This is a genomic window from Enterococcus sp. 5B3_DIV0040, from assembly GCF_002140755.1.
GTDB classification, from domain to species: Bacteria; Bacillota; Bacilli; order Lactobacillales; family Enterococcaceae; genus Enterococcus_D; species Enterococcus_D casseliflavus.
The window spans coordinates 1,872,199-1,887,533 of sequence record NZ_NGLC01000001.1; the positions used below are offsets into that span (position 1 = coordinate 1,872,199).

Annotated in this window: 16 protein-coding genes; all 16 read right to left on the reverse strand. The window is 43.0% G+C overall.

Translation table 11 applies throughout. The features are described from left to right. Positions 1-191: 191 nt before the first annotated feature. The 16 genes from nusB to phnD all read right to left on the reverse strand — a co-directional run bounded on the left by nusB (position 192) and on the right by phnD (position 14,988). Positions 192-656 carry a transcription antitermination factor NusB gene (nusB, locus tag A5883_RS08855; RefSeq protein WP_081116530.1) on the reverse strand — a complete coding sequence of 155 codons (465 nt, stop codon included), beginning with the start codon at positions 654-656 and terminating at the stop codon, positions 192-194. Further along, on the reverse strand, positions 649-1,074 hold the full coding sequence (locus A5883_RS08860) for an Asp23/Gls24 family envelope stress response protein (protein ID WP_005225770.1): 426 nt from the start codon (positions 1,072-1,074) through the stop codon (positions 649-651). Before A5883_RS08860 ends, nusB begins: the two co-directional genes overlap by 8 nt. Positions 1,075-1,283: 209 nt before the next feature. Continuing rightward, the gene (locus A5883_RS08865) at positions 1,284-2,348 is read right to left on the reverse strand and encodes a M24 family metallopeptidase (RefSeq protein WP_086338352.1); all 1,065 of its coding nucleotides are present in this window, start codon (positions 2,346-2,348) and stop codon (positions 1,284-1,286) included. A 218-nt stretch (positions 2,349-2,566) separates the two neighbouring features. After that, positions 2,567-2,806 (reverse strand): GlsB/YeaQ/YmgE family stress response membrane protein, encoded by a 240-nt coding sequence (locus tag A5883_RS08875; RefSeq protein ID WP_005225767.1) that lies wholly within the window; start codon positions 2,804-2,806, stop codon positions 2,567-2,569. 74 nt (positions 2,807-2,880) lie between these two features. Continuing rightward, complete coding sequence (locus tag A5883_RS08880; protein WP_005225766.1) at positions 2,881-3,246, reverse strand: DUF956 family protein; 366 nt, start codon at positions 3,244-3,246, stop codon at positions 2,881-2,883. A 114-nt stretch (positions 3,247-3,360) separates the two neighbouring features. After that, a complete protein-coding gene (locus A5883_RS08885) occupies positions 3,361-4,272 on the reverse strand; it encodes a PTS system mannose/fructose/sorbose family transporter subunit IID (RefSeq protein ID WP_005225765.1) in 912 nt (303 codons plus the stop codon). A gap of 20 nt (positions 4,273-4,292) precedes the next feature. Beyond that, positions 4,293-5,096 carry a PTS mannose/fructose/sorbose transporter subunit IIC gene (locus A5883_RS08890; protein ID WP_005225764.1) on the reverse strand — a complete coding sequence of 268 codons (804 nt, stop codon included), beginning with the start codon at positions 5,094-5,096 and terminating at the stop codon, positions 4,293-4,295. Positions 5,097-5,126: 30 nt separating this feature from the next. Further along, positions 5,127-6,119 (reverse strand): mannose/fructose/sorbose PTS transporter subunit IIA, encoded by a 993-nt coding sequence (locus tag A5883_RS08895; RefSeq protein ID WP_005225763.1) that lies wholly within the window; start codon positions 6,117-6,119, stop codon positions 5,127-5,129. Positions 6,120-6,188: 69 nt separating this feature from the next. After that, positions 6,189-6,683: a PTS system mannose/fructose/N-acetylgalactosamine-transporter subunit IIB gene (locus A5883_RS08900; protein ID WP_026008065.1), complete on the reverse strand. Its 495-nt coding sequence runs from the start codon at positions 6,681-6,683 to the stop codon at positions 6,189-6,191. Positions 6,684-6,912: 229 nt separating this feature from the next. Then, positions 6,913-9,687, reverse strand: coding sequence for a sigma-54-dependent transcriptional regulator (locus A5883_RS08910; protein WP_060792504.1), 2,775 nt, complete (start codon positions 9,685-9,687; stop codon positions 6,913-6,915). Positions 9,688-9,917: 230 nt separating this feature from the next. Continuing rightward, on the reverse strand, positions 9,918-10,451 hold the full coding sequence (locus A5883_RS08915) for a GNAT family N-acetyltransferase (protein ID WP_086338353.1): 534 nt from the start codon (positions 10,449-10,451) through the stop codon (positions 9,918-9,920). A 96-nt stretch (positions 10,452-10,547) separates the two neighbouring features. After that, the gene (locus A5883_RS08920; protein ID WP_086338354.1) at positions 10,548-11,456 is read right to left on the reverse strand and encodes a diacylglycerol/lipid kinase family protein; all 909 of its coding nucleotides are present in this window, start codon (positions 11,454-11,456) and stop codon (positions 10,548-10,550) included. Positions 11,457-11,601: 145 nt separating this feature from the next. Further along, positions 11,602-12,393, reverse strand: coding sequence for a phosphonate ABC transporter, permease protein PhnE (gene phnE, locus A5883_RS08925; RefSeq protein WP_081357329.1), 792 nt, complete (start codon positions 12,391-12,393; stop codon positions 11,602-11,604). Next, on the reverse strand, positions 12,390-13,172 hold the full coding sequence (phnE, locus tag A5883_RS08930; protein WP_005235330.1) for a phosphonate ABC transporter, permease protein PhnE: 783 nt from the start codon (positions 13,170-13,172) through the stop codon (positions 12,390-12,392). The genes phnE (A5883_RS08925) and phnE (A5883_RS08930) overlap by 4 nt, the downstream gene beginning before the upstream one ends. Beyond that, a complete protein-coding gene (gene phnC / locus A5883_RS08935; RefSeq protein ID WP_005225755.1) occupies positions 13,169-13,957 on the reverse strand; it encodes a phosphonate ABC transporter ATP-binding protein in 789 nt (262 codons plus the stop codon). Before phnC ends, phnE (A5883_RS08930) begins: the two co-directional genes overlap by 4 nt. Positions 13,958-14,052: 95 nt before the next feature. Further along, positions 14,053-14,988, reverse strand: coding sequence for a phosphate/phosphite/phosphonate ABC transporter substrate-binding protein (phnD, locus tag A5883_RS08940; protein ID WP_015509497.1), 936 nt, complete (start codon positions 14,986-14,988; stop codon positions 14,053-14,055). Positions 14,989-15,335: the final 347 nt, after the last annotated feature.

Genomic DNA, 15,335 nt, shown 5'->3' on the forward strand with positions numbered 1-15,335 from the left:
TGAAAAGAAAAACACCGTCTAAGGCTCCCTTTTTTCGGAAAAAACGAGGGTAAACCGACAAAGTGCGTGCAAAAAAAACCGAACGATCAAGCAGGACCGTCAAAACAAGGCGGTTGCTCATAAATCGTTCGGTTTCTGACTCGATCGAAAAAAAGCTGATCTCTTTTGATCGATCGTGTTAGGGCTGAAAATTACTCACTTACTTGGTTGGTTTTTGTTTCTAGCTCTTGATTGACTGTCGATAAAATACCGTTGACAAACTTTCTGGACTGATCGTCACTAAAGGTTTTCGCTAATTCGATCGCTTCATTCAAAGCCACACGATTCGGCACATTATCCACATAGATCATTTCATACAAAGCAATTCGTAAAATCGTCACGTCCATTTTTGATAAACGCTGGATTTTCCAACCAGCTTTTAAATGACTTTGAATGACCTCATCCAAGGCTTCTTTGTAATGACAGACACCTGCCACTAATTGATCTAAATAAACAGGCACAAAATGCTCTTGTTCTTCATCGATCAATTCATGGTGTTCCAACTCGATGGCATGCATGATGGCATCTTGTTTCGTTAAATCTTTATTAAAGTCTAGTGGAAATAAAGCTTGTAACGCCATTTTCCGTATTTCATGCCGTGATAATTCTTTACTCATTTTCTTCCTCGTCGTTTCCAAATAATTCTTCGATGTCTGGTAAATCTACTTTTTCTGGCACGACTGCCACAACATGAACATTTACTTCAGCCAGTTGTACATCTGTCATAAATAAGACTTGCTGTTTGACCCGTTCTTGGATCTCCATTGCCACTTTAGGCACTGACATCCCATAAGTGATATAGCAGTAGATGTCCACTTTGATCCCTGTTTCATCGATCGTTAAGTAGACCCCTTTGCCATGAGCTGCGCGACCTAATAATTCAGTGACACTGTTTGCCAGTGTTCCTCGCATCCCATAGACACCTTCCACTTTAGAAGCAGCGATCCCAATAATGATCTCGATCACTTCTGGTGCGATGACGATCTCGCCTAATTCAGGACTTGCATTTAATACAAGGTTTTTATCTTCATTCATACGTTTTTGCCTCCATTCTAAACAGCTGTACCGTATTGTTTGTAAAAAAACCGCTCGTTTTTTCCGTTTGAAGCAAACCAACGCTTGATTCAATCAATAACATCCATGGCACAGTGTTTCTTCTCGCTCTAAGTTTATCATTTTCTGCACTGAGAATCTATAATAACCCACTATTCTCAATGAATTTTCTGAAAAACAAGGTCGATGAATCAGAGAATGATCAATTCTTTCGGTGAATGTGTCAACACTTTATTACCAGTTTCGGTGATCAAAAGATCATCTTCGATACGAACGCCGCCAATTCCTGGAAAATAGATCCCTGGTTCATCTGTAATGACGTTTCCGACAACAAATGCTTTATCAGCGCGGAAGGATACATTTGGTCCTTCGTGGATCTCCAAACCAATCCCATGACCTGTTGAATGACCAAAGGCATCTCCGTAGCCAAAGGAAGCAATGTGATCCCGAGCGATCGCATCTAGTTCAATTCCGGTCATTCCAGGTTTTGCTGCGGCCAAGACTTTTTCTTGCGCTTCAAGTACGATTTGATAGATTTCCTTCAATTTATCGCCAGGATCTCCTACTGCAAAGGTTCTAGTCATATCAGACACATAGCCTTGATAGTAACAGCCAAAGTCTAACGTGATCAGATCGCCTTGTTCGATCACTTTTTCACTGGCAACCCCATGGGGCATTGCTGAACGCAACCCACTAGCAACGATCGTTTCAAAAGATACGCTTGTGGCACCTAATGAACGCATAAAGAAATCTAACTGATTCGCCACTTCGATTTCTGTCATTCCTGGGCGGACCATTTTCAAAATATGTTCGAATCCTTGATCGGCGATATGGCAAGCTTGTTGGATCAATGCGATCTCTTCCTCATCTTTGACTTCCCGCAAAGCCTCGATCATCCCCGATACAGGGGCAAGGGATGATTCCTCGATCAAGTCTTCTAAGACGGAGTATTCAGCAAAGCTGACGAAACTTTCTTCAAATGCTAAGACATTGATTTCTTCCTTTTGGCAGATGGTTGCAACTTCTTCAAAAATCGGTCCGCTATTTTTTACGATCTCAAAACCTTGAGCTTGGGCAGCTGCTTGCTCTGTATATCGGAAATCTGTTACAAAAAAAGCTTTGTCCAACGTAATGACTGCTAAACCAGTTGTCCCAGTAAAGTTTGTCAAGTAACGCAAATTGTATGGGCTGGTGATCAAGAACCCATCAATCGAATCTTTTCTCATTGCTTCACGTAATTTTTCAACTCTTAACATGTATCGTTCCCTACTTTCTTGTTCTATACGATAGTATTATAACAAACTTCCAGAAAAAGCGGAAAGCAAGCGAAAAGTTTTCTAAAAAATCAAACAATATGAATAAACGATAGAGCACTTTAAAAAAACTGCCGTGTGATCTTTCGTTGTTCTCTTCTAAATGATGGCTTCCGTGCACAAAAAAAAGCAATTCAATAAATGAATTGCTTTTTTGATAATTATCTTTTACGTCCCAAAAAGAACGATACGACTGCCACGAAAATGACCGCACCGATAATCGCTGGCACGATGGCCATTCCTGCTACTTGCGGTCCCCAAGTGCCAAAAAGGCCTTGACCAATCGATGCGCCTACAAGTCCCGCAACGATATCAAAAATACAACCGCGTTTTTCGCCTGCAATGGCACCACCGATTGAACCGATGACCGCTCCTACGATCAATGTCCATAAAAAGTGCATACTAACCCCTCCTAAACTTTCTTATAAAAAGGGTACCATATTGAGAATCAATTGGAAAAATATATGCTCTTTTGTTATTTTCTGCGAGTGAAGGCTCGTTTCAATACATCAAAAAAGCCTAATGAATGCACCATATGGTCTGGATCGACGTATTCACGAATCGCTCGCAAGACTTTTTTTGGTTCTTTTGAGGAGAAGGTATACGTGCCATTCTTTTTGGTGCGGATCGCATAGCGTGGTATCCAACGGCCTTTGAACATGACCGAAGCGATCACATAGTCGACATCTTCCCATGGGATCTGAATAAACTTGCGTTTGTCACGGTCATTGTAAAACTCAAAGGCTTTATCGCCGATCATGATTTTGCCGTACTCATTGATCCCTAAAAAAGACGTAGCATCGATCGTCAAATCCACTTTTGTATTAAGAGATTGTACCATTTGCGCTTACTCCATTCTATATCGTCTTATTATCTTATTATACGTGTTTGCAGCAGGTTTGGCGAATAAATAAAAAGGTACTTGGGTTGCCCCAAGCACCTTTCATTGAAAAGATTATAACAATCCGATCAAGTGTCCACCGATACCGACTAAGAATAGACCGATAATAATGATGATTGGAGAAACTTTTTTCTTCAATAACCACATACATAATAAAGTAAGCAATAGTGCAGCTAGACCAGGAATCAATTGATCCAAGTTGTTTTGCAATGTTGTTACTTTTGTATCAGTCAACGCACGGCCTTCAGCAACTTGTTGGAAGGCTTGTTGCAAACCAGCAGAGCCAGAAGGCAAGTTCGCCCAATCGACATAAGCACCTTCATCAAGCGGTACGCTTGAGACAACTGGCGCAAATGAGATCGATACCCAACGCTGAACGAGTGAACCTAATACGAACATCCCTAAAATTGAAGCACCTTTTGTTACATCTTGCAACAATCCGCCTGAAAGGTCATCAGTGATTTTTGAACCAGCACGATAGCCGAATTCTTGTGTGTACCACATAAATGCCCAACGGATGATGTTCCATGCAACGAAGAAGATGATTGGACCTAAGATGTTTCCAGCTAAAGCAAGAGAAGCACCTAGAGCACCTAACATCGGACGTACAGTAAACCAGAACACAGGGTCACCGACACCGGCTAAAGGACCCATCATCCCAACTTTTACCCCTTGGATCGCTACGTCATCGACAGGCGCGCCATTGGCACGTTCTTCTTCTAAGGCTAATGTTACCCCTAAGATTGGCGATGCGATATATGGGTGAGTGTTAAAGAATTCTAAGTGACGCTTCAATGCAGCGGCACGGTCTTCTTTTGTTTTGTATAATTTTTTGATTGCTGGAATCATTGAGAATGCCCAACCACCATTTTGCATACGTTCATAGTTCCATGAACCTTGAATGAAGGTAGAGCGCCATGCTACGGCTAAACGATCTTTTTTATTTAATTGAATTTTTTCTGCCATTTTTTTCTCCTCCTTCGATTCTAATAGTCATTCAAGATATCGCCTAGAGGGTCGCCAGTGTTGCTGCCGCCGCCTCCATTTGATGATCCGCCCATTTTAGTTAGGTTCAAGTAGATCAATGCGATTGCTACTGCCAAAGCACCGATAGCGATCAATGTCAATTGAGAAATAGCTGCGATAACGAAACCGATAATGAAGAATGGCCATACTTCACGAGTTGCCATCATGTTGATAACCATTGCATAACCAACGGCAACAACCATACCACCACCGATAGCCATACCATCAGTTAACCATGCAGGCATTGATTCTAAGAAGTTTTGAACAGTTGCAGCAGGAATTGCCAACAATGCAGCTGCAGGAATCGCAATACGAACCCCTTGCATACATACAGCGATCACATGCCACATTTCGATTTTACGAATGTTGCCTTCTTCAGCAGCAGCATCCATAAAGTGAACGATTGGCACAGCCAATGTACGAACGATCATTGTCAAGAACAAACCAGCAACAGCTAGAGGGATCGCAACGGCAATCGCTGTATCAACACCAGCAGTTCCTTGTCCACCTAAAACTAAAATAATTGCAGATGCAACAGACGCCAATGCAGCATCAGGTGCAACAGCGGCACCGATATTTGCCCATCCAAGTGCGATCATTTGTAATGATCCGCCCAAAATGATACATGCTTCCAAATTACCGGTCACTAAACCGATCAAAGTACACGCGACTAGCGGTTGATGGAATTGGAATTCATCCAAGATTCCTTCCATACCAGCTAAAAAGGCAACGAGTACTACTAATACCATAGATATAATAGTCATGATAGACCTCCTATTTAGTTGAATACGTTTCTATTTATTCGCCAATTCATTTTTGGCTTTGCGTAAGATTTCGTCCATGTTGTCTCGAGAGTCATTTGGCACTTTACGTACATCAAATTTGATGCCGCGTCCTTTTAGATCTTCAAATGTCTTCACATCGTCCGTACCCATCGACAATACTTTACTTACAACAACTTTCCCAACAGAGTGAGCCATTGAACCAACGTTCACTTCAGTGATGTCAACGCCGCCTTCAACTGCACGCAACACATCTTGTGGGTTTTCAAATAATAGTAAAGCTTTCGTATTCCCGAAACGAGGGTCTTTAGAAACTTCGATCATTTTATCCACTGGAATGACGTTCGCTTTTACTCCTGGAGGAGCTGCTTGTTCGATCAGTTTTTTACGCAAATCATCTTTTGCCACTGCATCAGAAACAACGATGATCCGAGATGGATTAACTGATTTTGTCCAAGCTGTAGCGACTTGACCATGTAGCAAACGAGAATCCACACGCGCAAGCACGATTTTGATCTTGCCATCGCCTAGAACAGTTCCCGGAGGAAGTGATCCTTTAGGTTGATCGTCTTGCACAGCTTTTGGTGCTGTCGCTTCTTCTGGTTCAAGCTCTTCTGGTTTGACCTTAACCCCTTCTTTAGCTGTTTCAACGATGTGCGCAGCGATTTCATGCGCAGTGTTCATTGAAAAACGTGAAGCATAGGCTTCGATCACCATTGGTAAATTCATACCAGCAACGATTGCCCATTTGTCTTTGTGATCTTCAAACAAGCTGTTTGCTTGGTTGAAAGGAGTACCACCCCAAAGATCAACTAAGAATAATACTTCTTCTTGATCGTCAAATGTAGCAATTGCTTCTTGCATTTTTGCCTTGATGTCATCTGGACCTTCACTTGGCATCAATGTAACAGCTTTAACATTTTCTTGTTCGCCGAAGATCATTGAACCAGATTGCAAAATGCCGTTAGCAAATTCTCCATGACTTGCTAGGATAATTCCTACCATCTTTTTACCTCCTATATCAAAATTGAAAAATGTGACACGAATACGAAAGAAAAAACAACATCGAAAAAATTAAGGGTGACTACCTTCTTTTTCCAAAATATCCTTCAAAAAGATTTTACGATCAGCTGGAACTTTGCGTATCTCTACTTCTATGCCTTGATTTTGCAAATAAAGCAGCGAAGCAAGATCTTGATCATTGACTGACACGAAATTAGTGATCATCCGTTTTCCCATTGAAAAGCTCATGCCGCCGATATTGACGGAACGAATGTCAATGCCTCCTTTGACCAGAGTCACGACATCTTGAGGGTTGGTAAATAATAACATGACTTTTTGCGTATTAAATAATGTGTTATGCGCCACCTCAAGCATTTTTGCTACTGTCACCACATTGGATTTGATTCCTGGTGGAGCAGCTTCTTTCAAGAGAAACTTCCGTAATTGGTCATTTGCGACCTCATCACTGACCACGATGATTCGATTGATACCAGTCATTTTCGACCAAGCTGTGGCGACCTGACCATGAATCAACCGATCGTCGATTCGGGCAAGACGTATATCCATTCCCATTGTGCAAGCCTCCTACATCCATCGATCCGCTTTTCATATTGAGGATCTGTTCTTTTTTCAATCACCTCCTGTATCCACTTATATAGAAGCAAGAAGCGTGCCAAGTTTTTTCGATACACTATTCTTGAAAAAACCTTAAGAATCAGCATTCGGACAATACACTAAAAAAGATACACTAAAAAATACTGTATCTTTTTTAGTGTATCTGTATTATTTGCAGGATTTAAAAATACATTTCTTTTTCGTGATGGTTTTTGATCAACTCCAGCAGGTAATACTCTTCTGTCTTCGGCACTTCGATATTCATCAAGCGCGAAAATGATTGGACATGCACATGCAATTGGCCGTAAAGAGGATTCTCCTCCATCGCTGCTAAATCAATTTCAGAAACAGTCAATGGTTGACGCAATAAGATCCGCTCCAGCATACCTGCGCCATGCATCACAAAATTGATCTGAAAGCCTTGCTGCGCCCCTACCAAATCCAAATCGTGAATGATCTCTTCGCCAAATTTCCACAACGGCTCTACCACTTTTTTCGCATTGATATAGGTAAAGTTTTCCTCTAAATACCGAACACAGATTTCCTTTGCCTGCCGATCATCTAGCTGCACTTCATCTTCAAAACTCAAATCGTTTTCCAATAGGATATCATCCAACAAAAGATCAACATCTTGGTCGATAAAACGTTCTAATGAAATAAACGGTGCATCGATATGCGGATCAATGATCCCCGTTGCGGCAATCAGCCGGTAGCGCTGTTGAATCTGATCCAAGTCCGTTCTCAGATCCGCCACCGATAAGGTCACTACGTCAACATTTTGATTTTGGCGTTTCGACAATGAGCTTTGGATCAATTCTTTGATGCGCTGCGCTGTCCCTTTTCCCGAAGCGCAGACCGCTAGAATCGCTTTAGGGTGGTGGTTTTGTGTCACTGGTTCTTCCACAGTGACCGCTCCGTATCCGCGGAACTTCCGTAATGAATCATAGAGCTGATCGAGGTCCGTGCCGATCACTGATGCTTTACGGACCGTCTCAAGGACGATGGAGGTAGTCACCATATCGACTGTTCGAACAGCCACACCCGTTTCTCGCTGGATTTCATTATTAAAGGTCGCTAAGGACCCCATATCGACTAAGAGGATCACCCCACTGCCGTCATTGACTGCTCGTACACTATCCACGATTTTTTTCAACGCCACAGCCGGTGGCATATCTAATGGCATGTCCACCGCTGTCACTTGATCGACTTCCAACAGCTGCTTGACGACTTGTACCATACTACTAGCCGTACTGTTGCCGTGAGCTGCCACAACGACACCAATTTTCCCAGAGGAATGTGTCGTACGCAGTGAAACCAATAGAACTGCCAAGTAATAGGATTCACTTTCAGGAATCGCCACGTGAAAGCTGTCGCCGATGAAGTCGCGGACTTCTTTGGCAACTTCGAATTCTTGGGGGTAATCCGCCACCATTTGACGAATGTTGTCGTTGGTTTGCCGTTCTTCTCCCAGATGGATCTTTTTCAAAAAAGAACTGATGTGCAGACTCATCGCGTAAATAAAGTTTTGCTGGAAATCGTAATTTAAGCGTTTCCGAACCATCTCATAAATTTGATTTGTTACACTGATCACTTTCTGATCGACAAATTCACTTAGTTTATTGACAGAATTAAAAGAGAAGCCGTGATCTTTATAAAAAGATTTCAAATGAACATTGATATCGGTTGAGATAAAATGATTGATTGCTTCTTGATCCAAACCATCTGCTTTTAATAAGGCTGCTTTATCCCCGATGATATCGTAGAGATTGTAAGGCAATTCATAGGAATCTGATTGAATATTGTTTAAGTTTTGATTCGGTTGAATGCTGATCTTCGGTTCAAGGATTTTAGAAAGCTCCGCCAGCTCATTGCGGCGATTCCCCAAAACGATCAATCCTGAACGAATCCCTTCTGGCAAATCGATCAAATCGATCTCAATCTCATCTTGTTGCATATGATTCAAAAAGCCCCGTGCACAGACGAGTTGGACATTGGATTTCAATTGACCGATATTCCCAAAACTGACACTGCCGATCAACGCTTTGACTACATCTTCTGTCAAGGTGATCGTCCGCTGAATACGGGACGCCTCTTGCCCGACTAACACCCGAACGAGATCGACTTTTTCTGATGCGGGTCGTTTCTCAAAGAAGGGCAGTTGAATATTGATAGGAATGCGTCGGGTAAAGGTATCTAATAGCGTTGAGTTGGGGTCTTCGGTAGTCGCTCCAACGATTCGGACATTCGCTTGATGATTTTTGCCCGTTTCCCCTAAACGACTAAACGTTCCATGGTCCATAAAGTAAAAAATCATTTCTTGCCCTTCTGGCGGTAATCGATGGATCTCATCGAGAAACAACATACTCTCATCCGCTTGATCAATAATACCGATCTTCTCTTGATCGGCACCCGTAAAGGCCCCCCGTACATAACCAAACAAATGGCTCATCAAAAGCTCTGGGTTATTTGCATAGTCGGCACAGTTAAAGACGATCAATTCTTTGTCATCGGCAATTACTTGATTGCTTTTGGCAAACTGAAACATTGCATGGGCAAAGTAGGTTTTCCCAGAACCAGTAGGCCCTGTGATCAAGCAGTTTAGCCCTTTTGGCGGATACAAGATCGCTGCTTTCGCCTGCTCAACGGCATTTTTCATACTTCCGTTGGCACCGATGATCGTCGCAAAAATATCTCGGTCAGAGGGTTTTCCTTGTACCCGTTGAGGGAAGGCTTTTTCTCTTTGCGGGCGACTTTCTTTGTAGCTTGGCACATACTTTTCCCTACTGCTGGGATCGACCCCTGCCGCCCAGTAGCGAACAGGCCGCGAGTCGCTTTTTTCGACGCGCCCTTCTTTGACAAGCTTATTTAAATCCTTACTGGCATTACTGCGCTGAATGGCTAAATGATCGGCAACTTCTGAAGTAGACAACCCTTTCTTTTCCCCTAAGCCGCTCATCGTATTTTCGACGATATATTGATAAATCCGTTCGATTCGCTTGCCCAACAGCTTCGCCTCCTTGTTTTTTCCACTTGAATACTTTACTCATTTTTCTATAAAAAAGCAACTTTTTTTCCGCACAGAAAAAGCAAAATACTTTGTTCGAAAGAGCAATAGAACGTCCTATCACATGCTACTCTCAGCATAAAGCATTTTGCCAAAAAAAGATATTCAAAAGTCAGGATGCGTTAGGCTTTTTCATTGGGAATGAACGCTGGTACCTTCTCAGGAAACCATTGCAGTTTTTTTTGCATCCAAATCACATCGTGCCATTGTTTGAACTTATAGCCGACATGCGCAAAATCAGCAACTTTCCGATACCCAAGCTTCTCATGAAAAGCCTCGCTTTGTTGATTGCCTCCTGTAATGCATGCAGTCAGATTGACCACGTTTTGCGCTTTTAATTTTTCTTCAAGCGCTTGATAAAGAGCGGTGCCGAGCCCTTTTACTTTGGCATCCGGTGCTAAATAAACGGTTACTTCAACGGTCCAATCGTACGCAGCCCGTTCTTTATAGGCTGACGCATAGGCATAACCGACGATTTCACCAGCCTCTTCTGCAACGAGATATGGGTAGCGTTTCAAGGTCTTGGCGATGCGTTCCGCGAATTCTTGAACCGATGGCACCTCCGTTTCAAAGGTAATCGGTGTATTTTCTACATAATAAGCATAGATTGCTGTCAAGGCTTGGGCATCTGCAATCGTGGCAGAACGTATCGTCATAGAATCCCTTCTTTCAGTAAATTTTTTCCCAGTATACTCTTTCTGAACAAAAAAAACAATCCGCTGTTGACGGATCGTTTCCTAGTTATAAATGATTTAGCGGGCTTTTTCAGCTCCGCAATACACGGTAAGATGTTGTGGCAGTACCGCTACTGTGATTGGCAATTCAGGTCCTGGATCACCATCGACATTTGTTTCGATCGTTGCCCCATCCGCCAAACGAATCGCAGCTTTATCAAAGGTTTGATAGCCAAGAACATCATTTGATTCTGTCACCCCTTTGAGAAGCTCTGGGACACTTTTGACGGTCTCCCAAAGATTCGTATCCTTCAAGTAGATCAGATGCAATTTGCCGTCATCGGTACTCGCTTTAGGCAAAAGAGATTCGAAACCGCCGATCGTATTGGATGACCCAACGATCATCGTACTGCTTTCCACAGCGATCGTCGTTTTTTCGCCATTATTTTCGGCGGTCACTTCAAACGGATGACTTTCATTTTTCCTCACTTCCCGTAGACCAGAAACAAAATAGGCCATTTTTCCCAGCTTGGTTTTTTCTTCGACCTCTACGTTGTTGATCGCTGCTGGAATCATACCGATCGCCACCACATTGGTAAAATAGTCTTGATTGACCTGACCAATATCGATTTTGCGGGTGTGATCCACTGCAAATGATTCGATGGCTTCCTTAGGATCTAGTGGAATCGCTAATGCTCTGGCTAAATCATTTACTGTTCCCAGCGGGAAGAAACCAAAATTTGGTCGTTTGTCATGAGGGGCTAAGCCATTGACCGCTTCATTGACGGTACCATCACCGCCCATTGCAAAGACACTGTCAAATTCTGCTACCGCTTCAGAGGCAAAACGTGTGGCATCTCCTTCTTTTTCGGTATGTTTGACCACGACTTCTGAAAAAGCTTCCCGCAGCTTTTCTTCTGCCAGCTGCTCATATTCTTGGGCCTGTTCCCCACCAGAGCTTGGATTGACGATCAATAATACTTTCATAAAACAGCCTCCTTGTTTGGGTTCATTTTCTATGAATCCAGTATAACAAGTTTCACGAAACCTGTCTTAAACGACCTCCGCCTATCCGCTACAAAAAAACACAGCCTAATCAGACTGTGTTTTTTCGAGTACTCACTTCATTTTATTAAACCAATCGTTTACGCAAACGCCCAGAAATAAAATCAATGATCGTGACCGTCACCACGATCCCTAATAAAATGATCCCTACACGGCTCCATGAACGCGCATTGATGGCAAAGATCATTGGTGTACCGATCCCACCTGCCCCTACGATCCCTAAGATCGAAGCTGAACGGACAGCCAGTTCAAATCGATACAAGGTAAAAGAAAGAAATTCTGGGATCAGTTGCGGCAATGTCGCAAAGCCTAATACATCCCAGCGGCTTCCTCCCGCACTAATGACGGATTCCGAGGGACCATGGTCCATGTTTTCGATCGCTTCGCTGTAAAGCTTTGCCAGCATCCCAATGGAATGGACACTGACCGCCAAGACACCAGCAAAGGAGCCCGGACCTACCGTTTTGATAAACATGATGGCTAAGACGATTTCTGGAAACGTTCGAATCGCCGTCAGCACGATTTTCCCAAATCCCGATAACCAGCGAGGGCTGTTTTTGCTGCGCGCCGCCCAAAAGGCAAAAGGAATACTTAAAATCGATGACAAAAAGGTCCCAACAAAGGCAATCGCGACGGTTTCGATCATCAGACTGATCAAATCTTCGCCATCACCGGTATAAACATAGCTCCAATCAGGATGGATCAGGCCATAAAAGATCGAGCCGACAATTTGACCGACATTTTCTTTAACGCCAGCAAAAGGCACGCCAGCAAAAGCCCAGATATAAAGGAGGATAACGACTACAGCGATCAGCCAATTCCGTATTTTTTTCTTTTTCGGTTCTGCTGGCAACATCATAATAATCGCTCCCTTAATCTATTACTAATGGTATCAATCACCAAAACAACTGCAAAAATCACTAAGACGATAATCGACGTCTGGTCATAGCGAAATTGGCTTAAAGATCGTTGTAAGAAAACACCGATTCCGCCTGCGCCGATATACCCAAGAATCGTCGATGCCCGCACATTGATCTCAAAGGCATAAAGCAAGTAACTAAGAAAATGACTCATGACTTGCGGTACGACTGCATAGCGGATGATATCAAACTTCGATCCTCCAGAAGCCGTGATCGCTTCGATCGGACCTTCATCAATCGTTTCAATCGATTCATAAAACAATTTGGTGATCATCCCAAAAGAAAACACAGAGATGGAGATCACCCCTGCAACCGGACCAATTCCGACAATGGCAACAAATAAAGCCGCCAGCATCAAATCAGGTACCGTCCGAATGATATTCAAAACAAAACGGAAACAACCACTGATCCAATGATTGGTCATGATATTTCGTGCTGCTAAAAGTGAAAACGGAAAGGCCGCCAGTGCACCAAAGGTTGTGCCGATGATCGCCATTTGGATCGTTTGCAAAATCGGCTCAACAATGATTTTGGCATATGCCCAATCAGGATGAGCCATCTTTTGTAAGATGACATTCATTTGACTGCTATTGCTAAAGAACCGTGCCAAATCAACACCTGAAATAGAGCCGCTAACGAACAATACCACTAAAAAAATGACGAGCCAAAGAACATTTTTCCATAGTCCGCTGCGTTTCGGCAACGTATTTGTCGTCATTGTCCCGCCCCTTCCTGCTCTTCCATGATCTCGCTGCCATAAATCTGTTTTAATCGTTGATCGGTCGCTTCACTGACAGGGCCATCAAAAACCAAGCCTCCGTCTCGCAACCCGATGATCCGCGTGCCATATTCTCTTGCCAATTGGACAGAATGTAAATTGACTACGATGGTGATCCCCAGATCTTGATTGATCCGTTTTAAGTCATTCATGACTTTTTCAGTGGTTAACGGATCCAATGAAGCAACTGGTTCATCCGCTAAAATAATCTTCGGCTCTTGCGTCAACGCACGGGCAATCGAAACCCGCTGCTGCTGACCGCCAGACAATTCATCGGCTCGGGTATAGACTTTTTCTGCTAAATTGACGCGCTGCAGTGATTGATACGCCAACTCTTTGTCCGCTTGCGGAAACAGACCCAGCAGCATTTTGAGCGTGGGATGATAAGCCACCCGCCCCGTTAAGACGTTTCGCAAGACACTCGAACGTTTCACCAAATTGAAGCTTTGGAAAATCATGCCAATGTCTCGACGAATCAAGCGCAGCTCTCTTCCTTTTGCTTTTGTGATCGACTTGTTATCGATTAAAATCTCCCCACTCGTGATCTCGTGCAGTCGATTGATGGAGCGCAGCATCGTCGATTTACCTGCACCGGATAAGCCCACTACGATGACAAATTCCCCTTTTTTGATATCGATGTTCAAGTCCTTCAACCCCAACACCCCATTTGGGTATTGCTTGGTCACATTCTGAAATGAAATAATCGTTTCGTTCTCTAGAGCCATGATTCTCCTACTTTCTTTCCATTAGGTAAAAATTGCTGTCCATTCGAAAAGGGTACCTCAACTACCGGTACCCTCCCGATCTATTCATCTATTAATTATTGTCCGACTTGTTCCGCATACTCTCTTACGATGTCGAAATTGCTGTCTTGTGAAACAACGTATCCTTCATGAGAGTAAATATCAGAGATGATTTGTTTTCCTTCTTCATCTTTTCCGATCGCGATAAAGGCATCTTGGATTTTTTTGTCCCACTCTTCACTCATATCGCTGCGAACACTGATCGTATCGTTCGGAATCGGTTCGGTAAAGTACATTGGTTCTACCTCATCCATGATTTCTGGGTAATCATTTTTGACCGTGTTACGGGCATCTTCAAAAACGAACGCCGCATCAACGTCGCCATTCAAGACAGATAAGACCGCTTGGTCATGGCCTTTGACTTGAACAGTCGTCACATCCGTATTGATATCGATGCCTGCTTTTTTCATTTCTGCTACTGGCCAAACATAACCGGCAGAAGAAGTAACATCTTGCGTGGCAATCGTTTTGCCTTTTAAATCTTCCAACTCTTTGATGTCGCTGCCGCTTTTTACGACGATCATTGAACGATAGCTATCAACCAATTCATCCGTTGATTCGCCACCAGGCTGCTTGATGCCATAACGCTGTGCTTGCAACAGTACTTTAACATTGCTTTGTTCATTTGCTAAAACATAGGCATTCGGCGGTAAAAAGCCGACATCTACTTGTTTCGAAGCCATTGCTTCGACGATTGTATTGTAGTCAGTGGAAACACTTACTGTGACTGGAATCCCCAATTCATCACTTAACAATTGCTCAAGTGGTTTTGCTTTTGCTTCTAATGTTTCTGCTGCTTGTGATGGAACAAATTGAACGGTCAACTTTTCTGGTACATATCCTGCGTCCTCAGCCGCCGAGTCAGTACTTGCTCCACCTGAGCCACATGCCGCCAGCGTAACTGCTGCCACCAAACCTAAACCAAACATTGCCGTTTTCTTCCAAACTTTCATCACTTTTTCTCCTTTTCATTAAAAAAATCGAACTCATGGAATTCCGAACTTTCCTTTTTGATTATAAAAAACCACCGAATTAAAAACAATCTTTTTCGAATTACGAACGTTTTCTTTTTTGAAAATGTTCGTGTTTTGACCGAAATCATTCGTGAGCACATTCTCAATAATCAACGTTTTTCGAAAGTTTCTTTCCATTTGTTCTACTTCCTCAGAGTATCAAATGAATATAAGGTTTGTGTTGTCAACGTGTAAAGATTCTGTTAACAGCAAAAGGAACTTTGTGAACAACAAAGCATGGACATACTCGTCATTCTTACCCCGAGTGCACAAATTTTCTTGAAACG

Coding starts and splice junctions, on each gene's coding strand:
- A5883_RS08900 (WP_026008065.1), bottom strand. CDS start 6,683: ATGGATATACGTCTTGCCCGAATCGACGATCGGTTGATTCATGGTCAG.
- A5883_RS08860 (WP_005225770.1), bottom strand. CDS start 1,074: ATGAATGAAGATAAAAACCTTGTATTAAATGCAAGTCCTGAATTAGGC.
- A5883_RS08915 (WP_086338353.1), bottom strand. CDS start 10,451: ATGACGATACGTTCTGCCACGATTGCAGATGCCCAAGCCTTGACAGCA.
- phnE (WP_005235330.1), bottom strand. CDS start 13,172: ATGACGACAAATACGTTGCCGAAACGCAGCGGACTATGGAAAAATGTT.
- phnC (WP_005225755.1), bottom strand. CDS start 13,957: ATGGCTCTAGAGAACGAAACGATTATTTCATTTCAGAATGTGACCAAG.
- A5883_RS08865 (WP_086338352.1), bottom strand. CDS start 2,348: ATGTTAAGAGTTGAAAAATTACGTGAAGCAATGAGAAAAGATTCGATT.
- A5883_RS08890 (WP_005225764.1), bottom strand. CDS start 5,096: ATGACTATTATATCTATGGTATTAGTAGTACTCGTTGCCTTTTTAGCT.
- nusB (WP_081116530.1), bottom strand. CDS start 656: ATGAGTAAAGAATTATCACGGCATGAAATACGGAAAATGGCGTTACAA.
- phnE (WP_081357329.1), bottom strand. CDS start 12,393: ATGATGTTGCCAGCAGAACCGAAAAAGAAAAAAATACGGAATTGGCTG.
- A5883_RS08920 (WP_086338354.1), bottom strand. CDS start 11,456: ATGAAAGTATTATTGATCGTCAATCCAAGCTCTGGTGGGGAACAGGCC.
- A5883_RS08910 (WP_060792504.1), bottom strand. CDS start 9,687: ATGAGCGGCTTAGGGGAAAAGAAAGGGTTGTCTACTTCAGAAGTTGCC.
- A5883_RS08880 (WP_005225766.1), bottom strand. CDS start 3,246: ATGGTACAATCTCTTAATACAAAAGTGGATTTGACGATCGATGCTACG.
- phnD (WP_015509497.1), bottom strand. CDS start 14,988: ATGAAAGTTTGGAAGAAAACGGCAATGTTTGGTTTAGGTTTGGTGGCA.
- A5883_RS08875 (WP_005225767.1), bottom strand. CDS start 2,806: ATGCACTTTTTATGGACATTGATCGTAGGAGCGGTCATCGGTTCAATC.
- A5883_RS08885 (WP_005225765.1), bottom strand. CDS start 4,272: ATGGCAGAAAAAATTCAATTAAATAAAAAAGATCGTTTAGCCGTAGCA.
- A5883_RS08895 (WP_005225763.1), bottom strand. CDS start 6,119: ATGGTAGGAATTATCCTAGCAAGTCATGGAGAATTTGCTAACGGCATT.